Source organism: Ewingella sp. AOP9-I1-14, from assembly GCF_052375995.1.
In the GTDB taxonomy this organism is placed as follows: Bacteria; Pseudomonadota; Gammaproteobacteria; order Enterobacterales; family Enterobacteriaceae; genus Ewingella; species Ewingella allii.
Genome location: NZ_JBQSVA010000006.1, coordinates 1 through 20,782 on the forward strand (window position 1 = coordinate 1; position 20,782 = coordinate 20,782).

The 20,782-nt window shown below is 53.5% G+C and carries 16 protein-coding genes; 13 read left to right on the plus strand and 3 right to left on the minus strand.

Annotated features, from left to right (window positions below; translation table 11 throughout):
• Positions 1–222 precede the first annotated feature (222 nt).
• The 4 genes from metA to aceK all read left to right on the plus strand — a co-directional run bounded on the left by metA (position 223) and on the right by aceK (position 6,293).
• Positions 223–1,152, plus strand: a complete 930-nt coding sequence (gene metA, locus ACT3RT_RS16110; protein WP_353503538.1) for a homoserine O-acetyltransferase MetA — start codon at positions 223–225, stop codon at positions 1,150–1,152.
• A gap of 363 nt (positions 1,153–1,515) precedes the next feature.
• On the plus strand, positions 1,516–3,114 hold the full coding sequence (gene aceB, locus ACT3RT_RS16115) for a malate synthase A (RefSeq protein ID WP_496203325.1): 1,599 nt from the start codon (positions 1,516–1,518) through the stop codon (positions 3,112–3,114).
• 48 nt (positions 3,115–3,162) lie between these two features.
• A complete protein-coding gene (gene aceA / locus ACT3RT_RS16120) occupies positions 3,163–4,476 on the plus strand; it encodes an isocitrate lyase (RefSeq protein WP_353503536.1) in 1,314 nt (437 codons plus the stop codon).
• Positions 4,477–4,532: 56 nt separating this feature from the next.
• On the plus strand, positions 4,533–6,293 hold the full coding sequence (gene aceK, locus ACT3RT_RS16125) for a bifunctional isocitrate dehydrogenase kinase/phosphatase (RefSeq protein ID WP_496203326.1): 1,761 nt from the start codon (positions 4,533–4,535) through the stop codon (positions 6,291–6,293).
• Positions 6,294–6,304: 11 nt separating this feature from the next.
• Here the strand turns inward: aceK and iclR are convergent, their stop codons facing one another.
• Complete coding sequence (gene iclR, locus ACT3RT_RS16130; RefSeq protein ID WP_496203327.1) at positions 6,305–7,147, minus strand: glyoxylate bypass operon transcriptional repressor IclR; 843 nt, start codon at positions 7,145–7,147, stop codon at positions 6,305–6,307.
• A 264-nt stretch (positions 7,148–7,411) separates the two neighbouring features.
• On the opposite strand from iclR, the gene metH reads away from it, so the two are divergent.
• On the plus strand, positions 7,412–11,095 hold the full coding sequence (gene metH, locus ACT3RT_RS16135) for a methionine synthase (protein WP_496203415.1): 3,684 nt from the start codon (positions 7,412–7,414) through the stop codon (positions 11,093–11,095).
• A 103-nt stretch (positions 11,096–11,198) separates the two neighbouring features.
• Here the strand turns inward: metH and ACT3RT_RS16140 are convergent, their stop codons facing one another.
• Positions 11,199–11,909, minus strand: a complete 711-nt coding sequence (locus ACT3RT_RS16140) for a UTRA domain-containing protein (protein WP_486033578.1) — start codon at positions 11,907–11,909, stop codon at positions 11,199–11,201.
• A 199-nt stretch (positions 11,910–12,108) separates the two neighbouring features.
• Between ACT3RT_RS16140 and ACT3RT_RS16145 the strand changes: the two genes are divergently transcribed.
• The 8 genes from ACT3RT_RS16145 to ACT3RT_RS16180 all read left to right on the plus strand — a co-directional run bounded on the left by ACT3RT_RS16145 (position 12,109) and on the right by ACT3RT_RS16180 (position 19,746).
• Positions 12,109–13,167, plus strand: coding sequence for an ABC transporter substrate-binding protein (locus ACT3RT_RS16145; RefSeq protein WP_396131239.1), 1,059 nt, complete (start codon positions 12,109–12,111; stop codon positions 13,165–13,167).
• Between the two features lie 61 nt (positions 13,168–13,228).
• Positions 13,229–14,026, plus strand: a complete 798-nt coding sequence (locus ACT3RT_RS16150; RefSeq protein ID WP_353503531.1) for an alkaline phosphatase family protein — start codon at positions 13,229–13,231, stop codon at positions 14,024–14,026.
• Between the two features lie 25 nt (positions 14,027–14,051).
• Positions 14,052–14,891: an ABC transporter permease gene (locus ACT3RT_RS16155; RefSeq protein WP_496203328.1), complete on the plus strand. Its 840-nt coding sequence runs from the start codon at positions 14,052–14,054 to the stop codon at positions 14,889–14,891.
• 29 nt (positions 14,892–14,920) lie between these two features.
• Positions 14,921–15,706, plus strand: coding sequence for an ABC transporter permease (locus ACT3RT_RS16160; protein ID WP_353503530.1), 786 nt, complete (start codon positions 14,921–14,923; stop codon positions 15,704–15,706).
• A gap of 2 nt (positions 15,707–15,708) precedes the next feature.
• Complete coding sequence (locus tag ACT3RT_RS16165; RefSeq protein WP_353503529.1) at positions 15,709–16,701, plus strand: ABC transporter ATP-binding protein; 993 nt, start codon at positions 15,709–15,711, stop codon at positions 16,699–16,701.
• Positions 16,698–17,354: an HAD family hydrolase gene (locus ACT3RT_RS16170; RefSeq protein ID WP_353503528.1), complete on the plus strand. Its 657-nt coding sequence runs from the start codon at positions 16,698–16,700 to the stop codon at positions 17,352–17,354. Before ACT3RT_RS16165 ends, ACT3RT_RS16170 begins: the two co-directional genes overlap by 4 nt.
• 15 nt (positions 17,355–17,369) lie before the next feature.
• Entirely contained in the window at positions 17,370–19,025 is a 1,656-nt protein-coding gene (locus tag ACT3RT_RS16175; protein WP_353503527.1) for a Na/Pi cotransporter family protein, read from the plus strand.
• Positions 19,026–19,260: 235 nt separating this feature from the next.
• Complete coding sequence (locus tag ACT3RT_RS16180) at positions 19,261–19,746, plus strand: ureidoglycolate lyase (RefSeq protein ID WP_353503526.1); 486 nt, start codon at positions 19,261–19,263, stop codon at positions 19,744–19,746.
• Between the two features lie 53 nt (positions 19,747–19,799).
• Here the strand turns inward: ACT3RT_RS16180 and panS are convergent, their stop codons facing one another.
• Entirely contained in the window at positions 19,800–20,741 is a 942-nt protein-coding gene (gene panS, locus ACT3RT_RS16185) for a ketopantoate/pantoate/pantothenate transporter PanS (RefSeq protein ID WP_353503525.1), read from the minus strand.
• Positions 20,742–20,782: the final 41 nt, after the last annotated feature.

Sequence of the window (20,782 nt, forward strand, 5' to 3'; positions counted from 1 at the left end):
GGATAAGAAAGTAGGACAAGAGGCTTTTTCTTTTGAGTTCCCCCCAATAACGGCAAGTCTCCCTGTCCTCTCATCCCAATAGAACAAAATTAGCTAAACATATTACTTAAAGCTGAAGATTTCTCACCTTGAACATACCTCACTCGACTTTAATAGTGAAAACCGCTATTGTCGGGCATCTAGAAGTCTAAACGTATATACGGATGCAGTGAGGAAGTTGCTATGCCAATTCGGGTTCCTGATGAGTTACCAGCAGTGAATTTTTTACGAAATGAGAACGTCTTTGTTATGACCTCATCTCGTGCAAAAACTCAGGAGATTCGACCGCTTAAGGTTTTGATCTTGAACCTAATGCCGAAGAAAATTGAGACTGAAAATCAATTTTTGCGCCTCCTTTCTAACTCACCCCTACAAATTGACGTTCAGCTTCTGCGCATTGATAGCCGCGAGTCCAAAAACACGCCTGCTGAGCATCTGAATAATTTCTACTGCGATTTTGAGGATATTCAGCACGAGAATTACGATGGTTTGATTGTCACTGGAGCACCACTTGGATTGGTGGATTTTTGCGATGTTGCCTATTGGCCACAGATTGAACGAGTGGTTCACTGGGCGAAAGAACATGTGACCTCCACGCTGTTCGTGTGCTGGGCGGTGCAGGCCGCTTTGAATGTGCTCTATGGCACGCCGAAAATGACGCGTGAAACCAAATTATCTGGCGTTTATCATCATCAAACCTTACAGCCGCTGGCTTTACTCACGCGCGGGTTTGATGAGAGCTTTTTAGCGCCGCATTCTCGCTATGCGGACTTCCCAACGCACGAGCTGCGCCAATACACCGATCTCGATATCCTAGCCGAATCCGAAGAGGCCGGTGCTTATCTCTTTGCGACCAAAGATAAGCGTATGGCTTTTGTGACTGGCCACCCTGAATACGATGCGGGCACGTTAGCCGGTGAATACCTGCGAGACAGAGATGCAGGTTTGTCTCCTGATATGCCATTTAACTACTTCCCGCAGGATAATCCTGCTTTATCGCCAAAGGCGACCTGGCGCAGCCATGGACATCTGTTATTCACCAACTGGCTAAATTATTACGTTTACCAGATCACTCCGTTTGATCTTCGCCAGATGAATCCTACCCTCGAATAGTCATAGGCTTTCATAGGCGAGCGTCTTGCTCGCCTCAATTATTAGTCTTCACTCCTCTTCCAGCTATCTCCATATTAAATTCCAATCCTCCTTTTTTGTGAAAGTTAATTCCTTTTTAGAGAAAATATTTTCTCTCGTAACCTAATGATTAAAAGAAATAAAAAATAAAAACAAAAATAAAATGGAAATCGTTTTTGATTTTATGGATTTCGTGATTACGCTTAGATCTTACTGAGGCTGCGTTTCGGTTGAGATTGTTGAGGTCAAATGATCCTGATGTCCGAGCCCTAGATCCTCTGAAATTAACCGGCCGGACCTTACTATTCCTGGCTGAAAGAGAAGAGATAAGTCAGGAGAATGCCAATGAATCAGCAGATAACTCATGCCCCTTTGCAATTTACCCGTAATTTAAGCAGTAACGACGCATTAATCCTGACAGACGAAGCGATCGATTTTCTGACAGAGCTGGTGACGCGCTTTAGCGCCTCCCGTCACCATCTTTTGCAGAGTCGGATTGAGCAGCAGCGCAAAATCGATCAGGGCCAGCTTCCGGATTTCATTTCGGAAACAAATTCCATTCGTGAAGGTATTTGGCAGATTAAAGGTATTCCCGTTGATTTGCAGGATAGAAGAGTGGAGATCACCGGGCCAGTTGAACGGAAAATGGTCATTAACGCCCTGAATGCTAATGTAAAAGTCTTCATGGCAGACTTTGAGGATTCGTTAGCTCCTGACTGGAATAAAGTGATCGAAGGTCAGATCAATTTGCGCGATGCCGTCAACGGGACCATCAGCTACACCAATGAAGCAGGAAAGATTTATCAGTTAAAACCCGATCCGGCGGTATTAGTATGCCGCGTACGCGGGTTGCATCTGCCAGAAAAACACATTCATTGGGAAGGAGAGCCAATCCCCGGTGGCTTGTTTGATTTCGCCATGTACTTTTTCCATAACTATCGCGCATTGCAGGCTAAAGGCAGCGGCCCGTACTTTTACCTGCCTAAAACCCAGTCTTATCAAGAAGCTGCTTGGTGGAGCGACATCTTTAGTTTTGCGGAAGATTACGTCGACTTGCCGCGCGGAACCATTAAGGCGACCGTGCTGATTGAGACACTGCCCGCGGTCTTCCAAATGGATGAAATCCTCTACCACTTGCGCAGTCATATTGTGGGGCTTAACTGCGGGCGCTGGGACTATATCTTTAGCTATATCAAAACATTGAAAAATTATCCGGATCGCGTTTTGCCCGATCGTCAGGCTGTCACCATGACTCAGCCATTCCTCAGCGCCTATTCACGGCTGTTGATCAAAACTTGTCATCGTCGCGGTGCCTTTGCTATGGGGGGCATGGCCGCCTTCATTCCAAGCAAAGATACCCAACGCAACGAGTGGGTGCTGAATAAAGTGAAGAGTGACAAAGAGTTAGAAGCCAAAAATGGTCATGACGGCACCTGGATTGCTCATCCGGGCCTGGCCGACACGGTCATGGCTATTTTTGACCGGGCACTGGGCGAACGCAAAAACCAGCTGGATATTTCCCGTGACCAAGATGCCCCGATCTCCGCCAGCGAGCTGTTAGAGCCTTGCGCGGGGGAGCGAACCGAAGAGGGGATGCGCGCCAATATTCGCGTTGCCGTGCAATACATTGAAGCTTGGATCTCGGGCAACGGCTGCGTGCCGATTTACGGGCTGATGGAAGATGCCGCGACTGCCGAGATCTCCCGCACCTCCATTTGGCAGTGGATACACCATGGCAAAACCTTGAGTGACGGGCAGCCAGTGACCAAGGCGCTGTTCCGCAAAATGCTTTGCGAAGAAATGCAGGTCATCCAGCAAGAGTTAGGTGAGCAGCGTTTCAGCGCCGGTCGATTTAGCGAGGCGGCGGCGCTGATGGAGCGCATCACCACTCAAGAAGAGCTGGTCGACTTCCTCACCTTGCCGGGCTATGCCCTGCTGGCTTAACGCACTTATCCCCTACAAACCCATAAAACAAAGAACAGGAAACTTGCCATGAAAAACTCACGTACTCAGCAAATTCAGCAGCTTGAAGAAAATTGGTCACAACCGCGTTGGGAGGGGATCACCCGCCCGTACAGTACTGCTGAAGTGATAAGCCTGCGTGGTTCGGTGAATCCAGAGTGCACGCTGGCGCAAAATGGCGCGAAACGCCTGTGGGGTTTATTGCACGGCGAGTCTCGTAAAGGCTATGTCAATTGCCTTGGGGCATTGACCGGCGGGCAGGCATTGCAACAAGCGAAAGCCGGTCTGGAAGCGATTTATCTTTCCGGTTGGCAGGTCGCGGCTGACGCCAATACCGCGTCGAGCATGTACCCGGACCAGTCGCTCTATCCGGTGAACTCTGTCCCTGAAGTGGTGAATCGCATTAACAATACTTTCCGCCGGGCTGATCAAATCCAGTGGGCGAATAATATTGAGCCAGGGCAGGCGGGCTACACCGATTACTTCTTACCTATTGTTGCCGATGCTGAGGCCGGTTTTGGCGGCGTGCTCAACGCGTTTGAGCTGATGAAAGCGATGATTGAGGCGGGTGCGGCGGCCGTTCACTTTGAAGACCAACTTGCTGCGGTGAAGAAATGCGGCCACATGGGCGGAAAAGTCTTGGTGCCGACTCAAGAAGCCGTGCAGAAACTGGTTTCCGCCCGTTTAGCGGCCGATGTCCTCGGCGTACCTACGCTGCTGGTTGCGCGAACCGACGCGGACGCGGCTGACTTATTAACCTCAGATTGCGACCCTTACGACAGCGAATTTATCACTGGTGAACGCACGCCTGAAGGCTTCTACCGCACCCACGCGGGGATTGAGCAGGCCATCAGCCGTGGTTTGGCCTATGCGCCTTATGCCGACATTGTTTGGTGTGAGACTTCCACCCCAGATTTGGAGCTGGCCCAGCGTTTTGCCGATGCTATCCACGCTCGTTTCCCCGGCAAGTTATTGGCCTACAACTGCTCGCCTTCTTTCAACTGGAAGAAGAATCTGGATGACAAAACCATCGCCAGCTTCCAGCAGCGGCTTGCTGATATGGGCTACCAGTACCAGTTCATCACGCTGGCGGGCATCCACAGCATGTGGTTCAACATGTTCGATTTAGCCCATGCCTACGCGCAGGGAGAGGGCATGAAACACTATGTGGAAAAAGTTCAGGAGCCAGAATTTGCTGCTGTGAATCGCGGTTACACCTTTGCCTCCCACCAGCAAGAGGTTGGCACCGGCTATTTCGACAAGGTGACCACCATCATTCAGGGCGGCCGCTCGTCAGTCACGGCGCTCACCGGCTCGACCGAAGAACAACAGTTCGGTACCTGATTTTATCGGCCCGGCTTGTCCGGGCCTGCTGACGTATGGCGGCAGGGGAGCAGATTATGCGGATAGAGTTGCTGATAGCACAGACGATATTGCAGGGTTTTGATGCTCAATATGGCCGATTTCTTGAGGTGACTGCTGGCGCCCAGCAGCGATTTGAACAGGCTGATTGGAAAGCCGTACAGGCGGCAATGAAGCAGCGTATTCATCTCTATGACCATCACGTTGGGCTGGTGGTGGCTCAGCTTAAATGCATCACCGGCGCTCATTTCTACGATGCCTCTTTCCTGAAAACCGTAAAGCAGTTTTATAGCCAGCTCTTACCGGAATACCCCCGCGCTGAGATCGCGGAGAGCTTCTTTAATTCAGTTTATTGCCGGATTTTCAAACACCGCGATTTAACCGAAGAAAGGCTGTTTGTGTTCACTGAGCAGCCTGATGCTCACCTGCGTAATGGTACTCGCCCGCTGTTTCGCCGCTATGAGTCGCAAAGCCATGTTCGCCAGATGCTGCTGTCGATACTGGCTGACTTACCCTTGCGTTTGGAATGGGAAGAGAGAGAGCGGGATGTCGATTATATCTTGGCAAGTTTGCAGAAAACCTATTCTCAACAGACATTCTCTACGGTTGTTATCGATGTCGCCACTGAGCTGTTCTATCGCAATAAAGCCGCATGGCTGATTGGCAAAATGCACATAGCCGGCCAGACTCTACCTTTTCTACTGCCGATTCACCGAAGTCTGAATGGCCAACTCTTTGTTGATACCTGCCTGACCAAAAATGACGATGCCAGTATAGTCTTTGGGTTCGCCCGCTCCTATTTCATGGTGTATGCCCCTCAGCCCGCTGCGCTGGTGGAATGGCTGCGTGAAATTTTACCCGGCAAAACCACCGCCGAGCTGTATAGCGCCATCGGCTGTCAGAAGCATGCCAAAACCGAATGCTATCGCGAACATTTGCGCTTCATGGCAAATACTCAGCAGCCGTTTATTATCGCGCCGGGCGTCAAAGGCATGGTGATGCTGGTCTTCACTTTGGCGGACAGTGACCGCGTTTTCAAAGTGATTAAAGATAATTTTGCTCCGCAAAAAGAGGTGACCGAGGCGCAGGTGAAAGCCTGTTATCAATTGGTCAAAGAGCATGATCGCGTCGGGCGTATGGCGGATACGCAGGAGTTTGAGCATTTCGCCTTAGCCAAGAAAGATATCAGTCCTGAACTGATGGATGAGCTATTGCGCGAGGTGCCGAGCAAAATCGAGGATCTTGGCGACAGCATTCTGATACGCCATTTGTATATTGAACGGCGCATGACGCCGCTGAATATCTACCTCGAAACTGCCACTGACCCGCAATTGCACGATGTAATTGAAGAGTATGGCAACGCCATTAAGCAGCTGGCCGCGGCGAATATCTTCCCTGGCGATATGCTGTTTAAAAACTTCGGCGTCACCCGGCACGGTCGGGTAGTGTTTTATGATTACGATGAAATCTGTTACATGACGGACGTTAATTTCCGCGCCATTCCCGCCGCGCGCTACCCCGAAGATGAGCTAGCCAGTGAACCTTGGTACAGCACCTCGCCGCAAGACGTGTTTCCCGAAGAATTCCGCCATTTCCTGTGCAGCGACAAAAGAATAAAGCCGCTGTTTGAGATGTTACATGGCGACCTTTTTGACGTGGAGTATTGGCAGAAAGTGCAGCAACGCATCCTTGCTGGCGAAGTTGACGACGTCTACGCCTATCGCCGCCAACAACGCTTTAGTCAACGCCGAGATGAAAAAGCCTTGGCTGAGATGCCGGCTATCACTTCCCTGCCATAGCCCGATAAGAATTAATGCTTCCCGCCGCCATAAGCCTGAGTGATCTCTTTGGCTGCGTGAATCACCAGCGCGCCCAGCTCCGTCACGCGGTCATCAGTAATACGCGATACCGGCCCTGAAATCGAAATAGCCGCATAGGCGTCGTTATGCTCGTCGTAAATGCAGGTCGCCACACAACGCAGCCCCAGCGCATGTTCTTCATCATCAAAGGCATAGCCTCGTTTACGGGTGTCCGCCAACTCCTGTTTTAAGTTGGCAGGAGAGGTGCGAGTCAGCGGCGTATAGCTGTGCAGTCCGATTTTATGCAGCAGCTTCACCAGCCTGTCTTCAGGCAAGGTGGAGAGGAAAGCTTTCCCCGCTCCCGAGGCGTGCATCGGCAGTTTGCCACCGATAGGCGCCGACATTCTCATCAGCGCGTTGCACTGCACCTGATCGATAATAATCGCCTGATAGTCGCTGTGATCCAGCACGGCCAGATTGACCGTCTCGCCCGATTCCTCCATTAATCGACGCAGCATTGGATGCACCATTGCCAGCAAATTACGGCTTTGCAGGAAGCTGCTGCCGACCACAAACGCGTGGGAGCCGATAGTCCACAGCCCTAAATCACCCACCTGACGAACAAAGCCCTGTTGTTGCATGGTGGTTAGCAACCGGTGGGTGGTGGAGTTCGGCAGACCGGCCTGCTGGGCTAAATCTGTGAGCGCCACGCTGCCCTGAGCTTCCGCGATATATTCTAATAATTTTAGGCCACGGGTTAATGACTGCACTTGTCCGGTGGCGGCGCTGCCCGAGGCGGCAGCGGCTTTGGTTTTTTTCACTCGTTTGGCCGAGGTGGTCACTGGCGTTGCCATGGGCCTTTTCCTTGTAAGATGCGCTAATTAGCGAGGAATAAAAGTTATTTTGGAATTCATTTTCGTTTTTACAGTATGGATCGCAACCTGCATTTCCGCTCATCCGATGTGTTGCATTCGCCCTGCGAGATGCATTCCTAAATTGAAAAAGTCTCACCAAGTCCTGAGCTTTGGCCCTTGGAAGGTATGCTAGGATGCTTTTCATGGTTTCCGGCGATTGCTAAGGGTTTGGCCGGTGGTGAACGACAGGTGATTGAGGTGAAAGTGACAAATCAAGTTGAGGCACTACGCAACCAGTTAGCGCAGCGCATTATGGTATTGGACGGCGGCATGGGGACGATGATCCAAAGTTATCGTCTGGAAGAAGCGGATTATCGCGGCGAGCGTTTTGCCAATTGGGAAAGCGATCTCAAAGGGAATAACGATCTTCTGGTGCTGACCAAACCAGAGGTGATCACCGCTATTCATTATGCCTATCTTGAGGCTGGCGCTGACATTCTCGAAACCAACACCTTCAACTCAACCACCATCGCCATGGCTGACTACCATATGGAGTCACTTTCAGCCGAAATTAACTACGAGGCCGCCCGCCTGGCGAGGATTTGTGCCGATGAATGGACGGCACGCACTCCTGAAAAGCCGCGTTACGTCGCGGGCGTGCTTGGCCCGACTAACCGCACTGCGTCAATTTCACCTGATGTTAACGATCCGGCATTCCGCAATGTCACCTTTGATCAGCTGGTGGCTGCCTACCGAGAGTCGACTCGCGCCCTGATCGAAGGCGGTGCGGATCTGATCATGATTGAAACCGTGTTCGATACCTTGAATGCCAAAGCCGCTACCTTCGCCGTGGAAACGGAGTTCGAAGCGATGGGCGTCATTCTTCCAGTTATGATCTCAGGCACCATCACCGATGCCTCGGGGCGCACGCTCTCCGGGCAAACCACCGAAGCTTTCTATAACTCTCTGCGCCACGTTAAACCGCTAACCTTTGGCCTGAACTGCGCCCTTGGCCCTGACGAGTTGCGCCAATACGTGGCCGAGCTGTCCCGGATTTCAGAATGTTATGTCACAGCTCACCCCAACGCCGGTTTGCCAAATGCTTTTGGTGAATACGATCTTGGCGCAAAAGAGATGGCGGAGCATATTGGCGAATGGGCGCGCTCTGGCTTCTTGAATATCGTCGGCGGTTGCTGTGGCACCACCCCTGAGCACATTGCGGCGATAGCTAAAGTGGTTGAAGGCGTGCCGCCACGCCAACTGCCGGAGATCCCGGTGGCTTGCCGTCTGGCTGGGCTGGAGCCGTTAACCATTGATGCTCAAACCCTGTTTGTGAACGTCGGGGAGAGGACTAACGTTACCGGCTCGGCGCGTTTTAAACGTCTTATTAAAGAAGAAAAATATAATGAAGCCCTGGAAGTGGCTCTCCAGCAGGTGGAAAGCGGCGCGCAGATCATTGATATCAATATGGACGAAGGCATGTTGGATGCCGAAGCCGCCATGGTGCGTTTTCTGAATCTGATTGCCGGTGAGCCTGACATTGCCCGCGTGCCTATCATGATTGACTCATCCAAGTGGGACGTCATCGAAAAGGGGCTGAAGTGTATTCAGGGCAAAGGCATCGTGAACTCCATTTCGATGAAAGAGGGCGAAGAAGCCTTCCTGAATCATGCGCGTAAAGTGCGCCGCTATGGTGCCGCGATGGTGGTGATGGCATTTGACGAAGTGGGGCAGGCTGATACTCGCGCGCGCAAAATCGAGATCTGTCGCCGCGCCTATAAACTGTTGACCGAAGAGGTGGGTTTCCCGCCGGAAGACATTATTTTCGACCCGAATATCTTCGCTGTGGCGACGGGTATTGAAGAGCATAACAACTACGCCGTGGACTTCATTGAGGCCTGCGCGGACATCAAAGAACAGCTGCCTCACGCGATGATCTCCGGCGGCGTGTCTAACGTCTCCTTCTCATTTCGTGGCAATGAGCCTGTGCGTGAAGCGATCCACGCCGTATTCCTGTATCACGCCATCCGCAACGGCATGGACATGGGGATCGTCAACGCCGGCCAGCTGGCGATCTACGATGATCTCTCCACCGAATTACGCGATGCCGTCGAAGATGTGATCCTTAACCGTCGTGATGACGGCACTGAACGCTTGTTGGATCTGGCAGAAAAATATCGTGGCAATAAAGACGATGGCGAAGCCAATAAACAGCAGGCTGAGTGGCGCAGCTGGGAAGTGCGTAAACGTCTGGAATATTCGCTGGTTAAAGGAATTACAGAATTTATCGAAGTCGATACCGAAGAGGCGCGACAGCTGTCGGCTCGCCCAATAGAGGTGATTGAAGGGCCGCTGATGGACGGCATGAACGTGGTCGGGGACCTGTTTGGCGAAGGCAAAATGTTCCTGCCACAAGTGGTGAAATCTGCCCGTGTCATGAAACAGGCGGTGGCCTATCTCGAGCCTTATATTGAGGCCAGCAAAGAGAAGGGCCAGACCAACGGAAAAATCCTGCTGGCGACGGTGAAGGGCGATGTCCATGACATTGGTAAAAATATCGTCGGCGTGGTTTTACAGTGTAATAACTATGAAATCATCGACTTGGGCGTGATGGTGCCGACCGATAAAATCCTCAAAACGGCGATTGAAGAGAATGTCGATATCATCGGGCTGTCAGGGCTAATCACCCCATCGCTGGATGAAATGGTTAACGTTGCCAAAGAGATGGAGCGCCGTGGCTTCACCATTCCTCTGCTGATTGGCGGTGCAACGACCTCGAAAGCCCATACCGCCGTGAAAATTGAGCAGAACTACAGCGGCCCGACGACTTATGTACAGAATGCCTCGCGCACGGTGGGGGTAGTCTCAGCGCTGCTTTCAAGCACCCAGCGCGATGATTTTGTTGCCCGTACTCGTAAAGAATACGAAACCGTGCGTATTCAGCACGGCCGCAAAAAGCCGCGTACGCCGCCAGTCAGTCTTGAAACCGCGCGCGACAACGCCACTGTGATCGATTGGGAAAGTTATACCCCACCGGTGGCCCATCGCCTTGGCGTGCAGAAGGTGGAAGCCAGCATAGAGACATTGAGAAACTACATCGACTGGACGCCTTTCTTTATGACCTGGGCGCTGGCGGGTAAATATCCGCGCATTCTGGAAGATGAAGTGGTGGGCGAAGAAGCCAAACGCTTATTCAAAGACGCCAATGACCTGCTCGATAAGCTCTCGAACGAGAAGTTACTGAATCCGCGTGGCGTGGTGGGGCTGTTCCCGGCTAACCGCGTAGGCGATGATATTGAAATTTATAGCGATGAGCGCCGCCAAGAGGTGCTGGTGGTCAGCCACCATCTGCGTCAGCAAACGGAGAAAACCGATTTTGCTAACTACTGTTTAGCCGACTTTGTGGCACCGAAATCCAGTGGCAAAAAAGACTATATGGGCGCCTTTGCGGTGACCGGCGGGCTGGAAGAAGATGCCTTGGCCGAGGCCTATGACAACCAGCACGACGACTACAACAAAATTATGGTCAAAGCTCTGGCAGACCGTCTGGCGGAGGCCTTTGCCGAATATCTGCATGAGCGCGTACGTACAGTCTATTGGGGGTTCGCGCCGAGCGAGAGCCTGAGCAACGAAGAGCTGATCCGTGAAAACTACCAAGGTATTCGCCCTGCGCCGGGCTATCCGGCTTGCCCTGAGCACACCGAGAAAGGTGAGATCTGGAAACTGCTGGACGTGGAAACTAACACCGGCATGCGGCTGACCGAATCCTTCGCCATGTGGCCTGGAGCGGCGGTATCAGGCTGGTACTTCAGCCACCCTGAAAGTAAGTATTTCGCCGTGGCCCAGATACAGCGCGATCAGGTGGAAGACTACGCGGCACGCAAAAATATGCCGATTGCCGAAGTCGAGCGTTGGCTGGCACCAAACCTTGGCTACGACGCCGACTAGTTAACCTTTACCCGTTATCCTTCGAACTGACTCTGCGTTAGCTGCCGAAATCCGTCCTGGTCACTTACTGGTGTAAGCCACTGGGGCGGATTTCGTTGCCACATCAATTCACTTCCACATCAATATGTAATGCGTCATACCGCCAATACTCCAAGTCACAGTCAATCACCCGGTCGTGCTGATCGCGGTTGGTTCGGGTGATAAACAGCGCTGGGCTACCGGGGGCGACTTTTAAGGCCGAAGAAGCATCTTCTGGCAGGCGAGTGGGGAGCATATCGAATCGCACTCGCCCATAGCTCATCCCATACTTTGATGCATAAAGGTCAGTCAGCGACTGGGTTAAGTCGACATTTAAAATCTGCGGGAAATACTTCGGATTGAGGTAGTGCTCGACATACAGCACCGGGCGACCATCAATGTAGCGCAGGCGGCGAATGCAATACACCGGGCTTTTCGTCGGTAACGACAGCTTTGAACATACCGCGTCACTGGCAATTAACTCTTTAGCATCAATCACTTCTGTTTTTGCACTGCGCCCTTGTTCTCTTGCCATGGCGTGGAAGTGGCTGCGCTGTAGCGGGTTATAAACAATCCGCGGCGGAGAAACAAACCAACCCCGCCGTACCTGACGGTAGATCAAACCCTGACCTTCAAGCTGGCTCAATGCTTCACGCAGGGTGATGCGGGTCGTTGCAAATTGTTCACTAAGCTGGCGTTCCGAAGGCAGGCGCCCCTCCGCCGCAAATAGGCCAGATGCGATGTTTTCACTCAGTCTCAGACAGATCGCAGCCACGGTGGTAAGCGATTCACTCATTGCAACAGGCCTCATTTAAGTGCGTTTTTGCACCAGCACGGCGAATTCGTGCTGAATTAATGTGCGCTCGATAACAGCCTGCGCCCTAAAAATGCTGGTTTTTCGCACTGTAATATAATTATCACAATTGATCGTTAGATTGGCTTGGTTCTTGCTGGACTAGACCAGCACTCACACACTACCATCCGGAGCATCCGTTATGAAACAGTTGTTCGCTTCAGTGTTAACCAGCGCCTTGGTTCTTTCCACTTCATCGGCCTTTGCCGCTGAGCCTCCAGCAGAACTGCTTAAAGCCGCGCAGGCCGAAGGGACTGTCAACAGCGTCGGGATGCCTGACTCTTGGGCAAACTGGAAAGACACGTGGGCCGCGTTGAGCAGCCAATATGGGTTGAAGCATAGCGATACCGATATGAGCTCGGCACAAGAAATCGCGAAATTCGCTGCTGAAAAAGATAACGCCAGCGCGGACATCGGCGACGTGGGTGCCGCATTCGGCCCGATTGCAGTGCAAAAGGGCGTGACTCAGCCATACAAACCGACAACCTGGAATGATGTTCCGGCGTGGGCGAAAGACAAAGATGGTATGTGGGCACTCGCTTACACTGGCACCATCGCTTTTATTATCGATAAGTCGCAGGTGAAAGATGAGCCGCACAGCTGGGCTGACCTGCTGAAAGGCAACTACAAAGTGACTATCGGTGACGTCGGTACCGCCGCTCAGGCAGCCAACGGCGTCCTGGCAGCGACTTACGCCATGGGCGGCAACGAGAAAAACCTCAAACCGGGTCTGGAATTCTTCGGCAAATTGGCCAAAGCGGGCCGTCTGGGCCTGAGCGACCCGAGCATCGCGTCATTGGAAAAAGGCGAAGTGCAGGTTGGCATTGTGTGGGACTTCAACGGCCTGAACTACCGCGACCAGATCGACAAAACGCGCTTCGACGTGCTGATCCCCTCTGACGGCACCATCACTTCCGGCTACACCACCATCATCAACAAATTCGCTAAACACCCGAACGCCGCAAAATTGGCGCGCGAATACATCTTCTCTGATGCTGGCCAAATCAACCTGGCTCGCGGTTATGCGCGTCCAATCCGTGCAGACAAAATTACTCTGCCAGACGACGTGAAGGCCAAACTGTTACCTGCCAGCGAATACAAAAATGCTCACCCAATTGCTGATCCAGAAGCTTGGGATAAGAGCGCGAAAACTCTGCCGCGCCTGTGGCAAGAGAACGTGATGATCAACATGCAGCAATAATAAAAACTCATCACTTCAAACGGTTAACTTTTTAAAACATCAGCAACAAGGCAACGATTCAATGAAAAGCATTCTGGTGGTACTTGACGGTCTGAATTATCAGGTCGCTCGCGATGCAATGGGATATTTACAGGCACAGTGCGCTGCTGGACGCGGCCGCTTGTATCAACTGGAATGCGAATTACCTTCATTGTCACGGCCTTTGTACGAGTGCATTCTCACCGGCATGACGCCGGTTGAGAGCGGCATCGTGCACAATCATGTTGATAGACTTTCGACACAGCGCAGTATTTTCCATTATGCCCGTGACGCCGGTTTAACCACCGCGGCGGCGGCCTACCACTGGGTGAGCGAGCTGTATAACCAGACGCCGTTTGACCCACCGCGTGACCGCCACACCAGTGACGAAAAACTGACTATCCAGCACGGGCATTTTTATTATGACGATGCTTATCCAGACTCCCATCTTTTCGACGATGCAGAAAGCCTGCGCCGCCGCTATGATCCTGATTTCCTGCTAATTCACCCGATGAATATCGACGACGCGGGCCACAAGTTTGGCCTCTCCACGCCGCAGTATCGCAACAAGGCGCGCAACGCTGACGGCATTCTCTCCCGCTTCTTGGGGGACTGGTTGGCCGCCGGGTATCAGGTGATTGTCACCGCCGACCACGGCATGAATGACGACCGCAGCCACGGCGGTATCTTGCCGGAAGAGCGTCAGGTGCCGCTGTTTGTCTTCGGCTCAGCCTTTAGTTTGCAGGATGCCGCGCCGCTGCAAACTGAACTCTGTGGAACGGTGTGCCAGCTATTGAATATTGCCCACGACAAACCGCATTGCGCGGACTTGTTGGCTTAAACCCGTCACTGCTTGAGGAGTGCCGATGAAAGCCAAGTGGATAGCTGCGTTATTCATGTTGCCGTTTGCCGTGTTTTTTATCGCGTTTCAGCTGGCCCCGCTGGTTTGGGTGGCGGTCAGCAGTTTTTACAGCGACACCTACGAGGCGTGGGGGTTTGGCAACTACTCCGATATCCTGACCTCGCCTTTCTACTTGCAGGCCATGCGCTTCTCGCTGGATATCTCAATCTGGTCCAGCGTGTTCGGTTTGTTGATTGCGTTGGTGAGCAGTTACTCACTTCGCCAGCTAGGCCGCACCAAGCTGCATGACTTTGTCATGTCGTTTACCAATATGACCAGCAACTTTGCCGGCGTGCCGCTAGCCTTTGCCTTTGTCATTTTGCTGGGTCTGAACGGCTGCCTGACTTTGCTGCTGAAGAAATACGGTCTGATGGAGAGCTTCAATCTCTATTCGCGCGACGGCCTGATTGTTCTTTATACCTATTTCCAAATCCCGCTCGGCGTTCTGCTGCTCTACCCGGCCTTTGACGCGCTGCGTGAAGATTGGCGCGAGTCCGCCGCGCTGCTCGGCGCGGGCCGCTGGCGCTACTGGCGACATATCGGCTTGCAGGTGATGTTCCCGGCGCTGATGGGCACTTTCGTCATTCTGCTGGCCAACGCGCTGGGAGCCTATGCGACGGTGTACGCGCTGACCAACGGTAACTTTAACGTGGTGCCGGTGCGAATTGCCGCGCTGGTGTCAGGTGATATCTCTCTCGACCCGAATATGGGCAGTGCTCTGGCGATGTTGCTGGTGGTGCTGATGGTGTTTATCACGCTGATTCATCAATGGTTATTGCGCAGGAGCTATCTGAATGTGCGCTAAAAATAGGGTTGATTGCCGGGAGGGGTGCCATGTCTCGCATTGAAGGGGCTTACCACCGCCTGATTGTTTGGATTTTGATGGTGCTCCTGCTGTTGCCGCTGGCCGCGACGCTGATTTATGCCTTAGTCAGCGAGTGGGGCGCGACCATCTTACCGAGCGGTTTCACCTTGAAATGGATGGTGGCGCTGTGGAGCGATCCGCGTTTCCTGATAGCGCTAGGGCATTCGCTGCTGATCTGTTTTGGCACGCTGCTGCTATCGCTGGTGCTCATCTTGCCGCTGATGTTTGTAATTGCTTACTATTTCCCTAAGCTCGACACGCTAATGAACATCTTGATTCTGCTGCCGTTTGCGGTGCCGCCGGTAGTCTCCTCGGTTGGGCTAATGTCGCTCTATTCGTCCGGGCCTTTTGCCATGACCGGCACGCCGTGGATCCTGATTGGCTGCTACTTCACCATCGCCTTGCCGTTCATCTATCGGGCGATATCTAACAATATGCAGGCGATAAACCTGCGTGACCTGATGGACGCCGCGCACCTGCTGGGCGCCAGCACCTGGAAAGCCGCGCTGCTGGTTATTCTGCCCAACCTGCGCAAAGGCGGCATGATCGCCGTGCTGCTGTCGTTCTCCTTCTTAATCGGCGAGTTCGTCTTCGCCAACCTGTTGGCCGGAAGCCGCTACGAAACGCTACAGGTTTATCTTTTCAACATGCGCAATGGCAGCGGCCACTTCACCAGCGCATTGGTTATCTCCTATTTCGTGGTAGTCCTGATTTTCACCTGGATTGCTAACGTGCTGAACAAGGAAAAGAGCTGAAAATGTCATATTTACAGGTCACTAAACTCAATAAGCATTACGGCCAGACGCAGATTTTCAACGACATTGATTTCAGTGCGAAAGAGGGCGAATTCGTCACCTTACTGGGGCCGAGCGGCTGCGGGAAATCCACGCTGCTGCGCTGCCTCGCGGGGCTGACCTCGGTAGACAGCGGGCAGATTATTTTGCAGGGACAGGACATTGTGCCCCTCAGCCCGCAAGAGCGCGGCATCGGCATGGTTTTCCAGAGCTACGCGCTGTTCCCAAATATGACTGTCGAAGGCAACGTGGCTTTTGGCCTCAAGATGCAGAAATTGTCTGCCAATGAAATTCATCGCCGGGTGGGTGACGTGCTGGCACTGGTGGAAATGAACGATTACGCCAAGCGTTACCCGCACCAGCTGTCGGGCGGCCAGTGCCAGCGCGTGGCGTTGGCGCGCTCTTTGGTGACGCAGCCGCGCCTGCTGCTGCTCGACGAACCTCTCTCCGCGCTGGATGCCCGTATTCGCAAACACCTGCGCGAGCAGATCCGCCGCATTCAGCGCGAATTGAACCTGACGGCCATTTTCGTCACCCACGATCAGGAAGAAGCCCTGACCATGTCCGACCGAATCGTGCTGATGAACAAAGGTCAGATTGTGCAAAACGCCGATGCTGAAACCCTATATACCGAGCCGGTGAATGCCTTTGCCGCCGGGTTTATCGGCAGTTATAACTTACTGACTGCGCAACAGGCGCAGGCGCTGACCGGCCAGCAGTATGGCGGTCAGGTGGCAATTCGCCCTGAATCGATTGTATTATGTGCACCTGAACAGGGCATTTCAGCCCGAATTTTGAATCATAGCCTATTGGGAAGCGTGGTGCGTTATCGCGTTTTGGCGAACAATGTCGAGCTTTCCGTGGATGTGTTGAACCGTTCTGTGGCCTCTCTCCTCGCCGATGGCATTGAAATTGGTCTACAGTTAGATCTTGTTACGTTACGGGAAGTTGCATGAGTCTGGCGCTGTTTGATCTCGATGAAACCCTGATTAGCGGCGACTGTTCCAGCCTGTGGTCAGCCTTTATGGTGCAGCAGGGATGGGTGGAAAATGAGCAGGCATTCCTGCAACGCGACGCCTACCTGATGCAGCAATACGCCGTGGGTCAGATGGATATGCAGGAGTACATGAATTGTACCCTTGAGCCACTGCAAGGTCGCACCCAGCAAGATGTTGCGCAGATGGTACAACGTTATATTCATGAAGTGATTGCTCCACGCGTATACAATGATGCTCGCGAATGTTTGGCCCGTCACCGTGCGAACGGTGATCGCACGGTGGTGATTTCCGCCTCGGGCGAACATTTAGTTGCGCCAATAGCCCGCTTCCTTGGCGTTGACGAAACATTGGCGATTGGTGTCGGCATCGAAAATGGGATTTTCACCGGCACGACGCAAGGCGTGATGACCTACCGCGAAGGTAAGGTGACGCGGCTGATGGCGCTGATTAATCAGGATGCTGCCCAGCTGCAACATGCCAGTTTTTACTCGGACTCACATAATGACTTGCCGCTGCTTACCAGGGTGGGTCATCCGAATGTGGTGAATCCGGACGCTATCCTGCACCAACACGCCCGGCAGGCAGGATGGCCTGTTTTTGCCTGGCGTTAACGGAGCTGTTCTTTAGTGTTAACTCTTCTGCATTTGTTGTCTGCTGTTTCACTTTTAGTTTGGGGTACGCACATTGTGCGTACTGGCATCATGCGCGTTTTTGGTGCCAATCTGCGGCGAGTTCTCAGCAATAGCGTGGAGAAAAAACCTCTGGCCTTTGTGGCGGGGATTGGTGTTACCGCGCTGGTACAGAGCAGTAATGCCACGGCATTGCTGGTGACCTCCTTCGTTTCACAGGGGCTGGTGGCCCTTTCCCCTGCGCTGGTGATTATACTCGGCGCGGACGTCGGCACTGCGCTGATGGCGCGCGTACTGACCTTTGACCTGTCGTGGCTCTCGCCGCTGCTGATTTTTGTCGGCGTCTCCTTCTTCCTCAGCCGTAAACAGACCCGCGCCGGGCAGATGGGCCGCGTGGGGATTGGCCTTGGGCTGATCCTGCTGGCGCTGGAGCTGATTGTCTCGGCCGCGACGCCGATCACCCAGGCGTCGGGCGTCAAAGTGCTGTTCTCGTCGTTGACCGGCGATGTGATCCTTGATGCCCTGACCGGCGCAGTTTTTGCCATTGTCAGTTACTCCAGTTTGGCGGCGGTGCTGCTGACAGCCACGCTGGCGGCGACCGGGGTGATTTCGCTGAAAGTCGCGCTCTGTCTGGTGATTGGTGCCAACCTCGGCAGTGGCTTGCTGGCGATGATCAACGCCAGCAAACAGAATGCCGCTGGCCGCCGCGTGGCGCTCGGCAGCGTGCTGTTCAAGCTGATTGGCTGCGTCATTGTGCTGCCTTTTATCGGCCCGCTCTCGGGGCAACTGGCGCGTTTAGGCATTCCGGACGAAGAGTTGGTTATCTATTTCCACATGTTCTACAACCTGATCCGCTGCCTGGCGATGGTGCCGCTTTCTGGCCCAATGGCTCGGGTGTGCGAACTGATGATAGCCGACGCGCCGGAAGAAGATCCGCGCCTGCGCCCGCGTCACTTGGATGTCAGCGCGCTGGATACTCCGGCACTGGCGCTGGCCAATGCCGCCCGCGAGACGCTGCGCATGGGCGACGTGGTGGAGCATATGCTGATCCTCAACCATGAAGTGATGCACGGCAAACTGGCGCAAGACCGCGAAGTGCGCCGTTTGGATGATGACGTGGATGTGCTTTACACCGCCATCAAGCTCTATCTGGCGCAGATCCACAAAGAGGATTTGGGCGAAGATGACTCGCGCCGCTGGGCGGAAATCATCGAAATGGCGATGAACCTCGAACAGGCTGGCGACATCATTGAGCGCATGACGGCGGACATTGCGGCGAAATCCCATGCGGCGCGCCGGGCCTTCTCGCCGGAAGGGCTGACCGAACTGGATTCCCTGCACGAGAAGCTAGTGGATAACCTGCGGCTGAGCCTGTCGGTGTTCCTGTCGAATGATTTGACCAGCGCCCGCCGCCTGCGCCGTTCCAAGCATCGCTTCCGCCTGCTGGACCGCCGCTACGCCCACGCGCACGTTGACCGTCTGCATCAGCATAATGTGCAGAGCATCGAAACCAGCTCGCTCCACTTGGGCCTGTTAGGCGACATGAAGCGTCTTAACTCGCTGTTCTGCGCCGTGGCCTATAACGTGCTGGACAAAGACGCGCAGGAAGACGATGAGCGCGACTCCGATGACGCCGTAACCCTAATGAAATAAGCCTCTTCAAGCCGCGCGAAGCTTAGCTTTCGCGTGGCTTTCTTCCCGCTTCCCCCTGCATTTCCTCTCAAACCTTAAGCTGCTTTTTATCCTATTGCGCAATAAATGTGCGAATGATCGCTGTTATGGAAAATATTTCCAATAATATGTTTAAGCACACTCACGCGCGGTGAAGCGCAGGTTTTGGCCCGTGGAAAGTCCCGATGGATGGACCCCCTCTCGCAAAAGGAAATGTATGGAACTAAAAGTCAGCAGGCTCACAAGCGAAGCGTTTTCGCCCTACGGTGAGGTTATCAAAGTGGAGGGAAATGATTTCTTCCACATCAATGATGGCCAGACCGAGCGATATCACGACCTGATTGATATTGAAATTATTGACGGCAAGCCGGTACTGATGAGTATTAATCGCTCTCAGCCCGCGCCGCTGCCGATCCAGATTTCCGTGCTGGAGAAGCACCCGCTGGGCAGTCAGGCCTTTATGCCGCTGAAGGGGGAACCTTTTGTGGTGATTGTTGCGGAGGCGGGGGAACATGTGCGGCTCGAAACGCTGAAAGCCTTTATTACCAATGGCTCGGAGGGGGTGAACTATCGCCGGGGGGTTTGGCATCACCCGCTGTTTGCTTATCAAACCGTGACTGACTTCCTGACCATAGATCGCGGCGGTACGGACAATTGTTTAGTGGAGGAGTTACCGGAGCTTTGTACGTTAGTTTTTGAATAGCTTTTCATACTGACCAGCAGCCCGCCTGACTATTAGCGGCGGGCTGCTCGCTCTTACTTGCTCACTTTGTGAGTGCGCTTCGCGTCATCCACCGGTTTTCCGGACCAGTAGCCCGCCAGCAGGGAACCCGACAGATTGTGCCAAACCGAGAACAGTGCGCCCGGCAAGGCGGCCAGCGGGGTGAAGTAGATTTTACCCAGCGTGGCGGCCAGGCCTGAGTTCTGCATGCCGACTTCCATCGCCAGCGTGCGGCAGGTGGTTTCGTCAAAGCCAAACAGCTTGCCGCCCCAGTAGCCGCTCAACAGGCCGATGGCGTTATGCAGGATAACCGCCACGATAACCACCAGACCGACCGAGCCGATAAAGCCCTGACTGCCCGCCACCACGGCGCTGATGATGGCGACGATGCACACCATCGAGAAGACCGGCAGCAGCGGTTCGATGCGTTTGACGGTTTTGGTAAACAGGTGATGAATAACTAAACCGGCGAAAATAGGGATAACTACAATCTGCAAGATGCTCAGCAACATGCCGACCACGTCCACTTTGATATGGGTATCGACATACAGGCGGGTGAGCAGCGGGGTGGCAAACACGCCAATCAGCGTCGAGACGGCGGAAATGGTCACTGACAGCGCGACATCACCTTTCGCCAGATAAATCATCACGTTGGACGCGGTGCCCGAGGCCACGCTTCCCACCAAAATCATTCCTGCCGACAGGTCTGCGGGCATATGGAACAGCTTCGCCAGAACCCACGCCGCCAGAGGCATGATCAGATAGTGCAGGAAAGTCGCGGCGGCCACCGGCGCCGGGCGAGACAGCACGCGCTTAAAGTCGCCGAATTCCAGCGTTACGCCCATAGCAAACATAATCAGCATCAGGAGGGTGGTGACGTGCGGCCCGATGGGCGTAAAAGTGCTGGGAGAGTAGTAGGCAGCGACGGACAGCAGCACTGCCCACAGCGGGAACAGGCGAGTTATTTTGGCTAACATGTGGAGGATCCTTGTTTTCTAGTTATGTGATGTTGTGGGTC

Excerpts from the sequence above, each read along its gene's own strand:
- ACT3RT_RS16170 (WP_353503528.1), top strand. The coding sequence starts at position 16,698 with ATGAGTCTGGCGCTGTTTGATCTCGATGAAACCCTGATTAGCGGCGAC.
- ACT3RT_RS16145 (WP_396131239.1), top strand. The coding sequence starts at position 12,109 with ATGAAACAGTTGTTCGCTTCAGTGTTAACCAGCGCCTTGGTTCTTTCC.
- aceA (WP_353503536.1), top strand. The coding sequence starts at position 3,163 with ATGAAAAACTCACGTACTCAGCAAATTCAGCAGCTTGAAGAAAATTGG.
- metA (WP_353503538.1), top strand. The coding sequence starts at position 223 with ATGCCAATTCGGGTTCCTGATGAGTTACCAGCAGTGAATTTTTTACGA.
- ACT3RT_RS16155 (WP_496203328.1), top strand. The coding sequence starts at position 14,052 with ATGAAAGCCAAGTGGATAGCTGCGTTATTCATGTTGCCGTTTGCCGTG.
- iclR (WP_496203327.1), bottom strand. The coding sequence starts at position 7,147 with ATGGCAACGCCAGTGACCACCTCGGCCAAACGAGTGAAAAAAACCAAA.
- aceK (WP_496203326.1), top strand. The coding sequence starts at position 4,533 with ATGCGGATAGAGTTGCTGATAGCACAGACGATATTGCAGGGTTTTGAT.
- ACT3RT_RS16160 (WP_353503530.1), top strand. The coding sequence starts at position 14,921 with ATGTCTCGCATTGAAGGGGCTTACCACCGCCTGATTGTTTGGATTTTG.
- ACT3RT_RS16180 (WP_353503526.1), top strand. The coding sequence starts at position 19,261 with ATGGAACTAAAAGTCAGCAGGCTCACAAGCGAAGCGTTTTCGCCCTAC.
- ACT3RT_RS16165 (WP_353503529.1), top strand. The coding sequence starts at position 15,709 with ATGTCATATTTACAGGTCACTAAACTCAATAAGCATTACGGCCAGACG.
- aceB (WP_496203325.1), top strand. The coding sequence starts at position 1,516 with ATGAATCAGCAGATAACTCATGCCCCTTTGCAATTTACCCGTAATTTA.
- ACT3RT_RS16140 (WP_486033578.1), bottom strand. The coding sequence starts at position 11,909 with ATGAGTGAATCGCTTACCACCGTGGCTGCGATCTGTCTGAGACTGAGT.
- panS (WP_353503525.1), bottom strand. The coding sequence starts at position 20,741 with ATGTTAGCCAAAATAACTCGCCTGTTCCCGCTGTGGGCAGTGCTGCTG.
- ACT3RT_RS16150 (WP_353503531.1), top strand. The coding sequence starts at position 13,229 with ATGAAAAGCATTCTGGTGGTACTTGACGGTCTGAATTATCAGGTCGCT.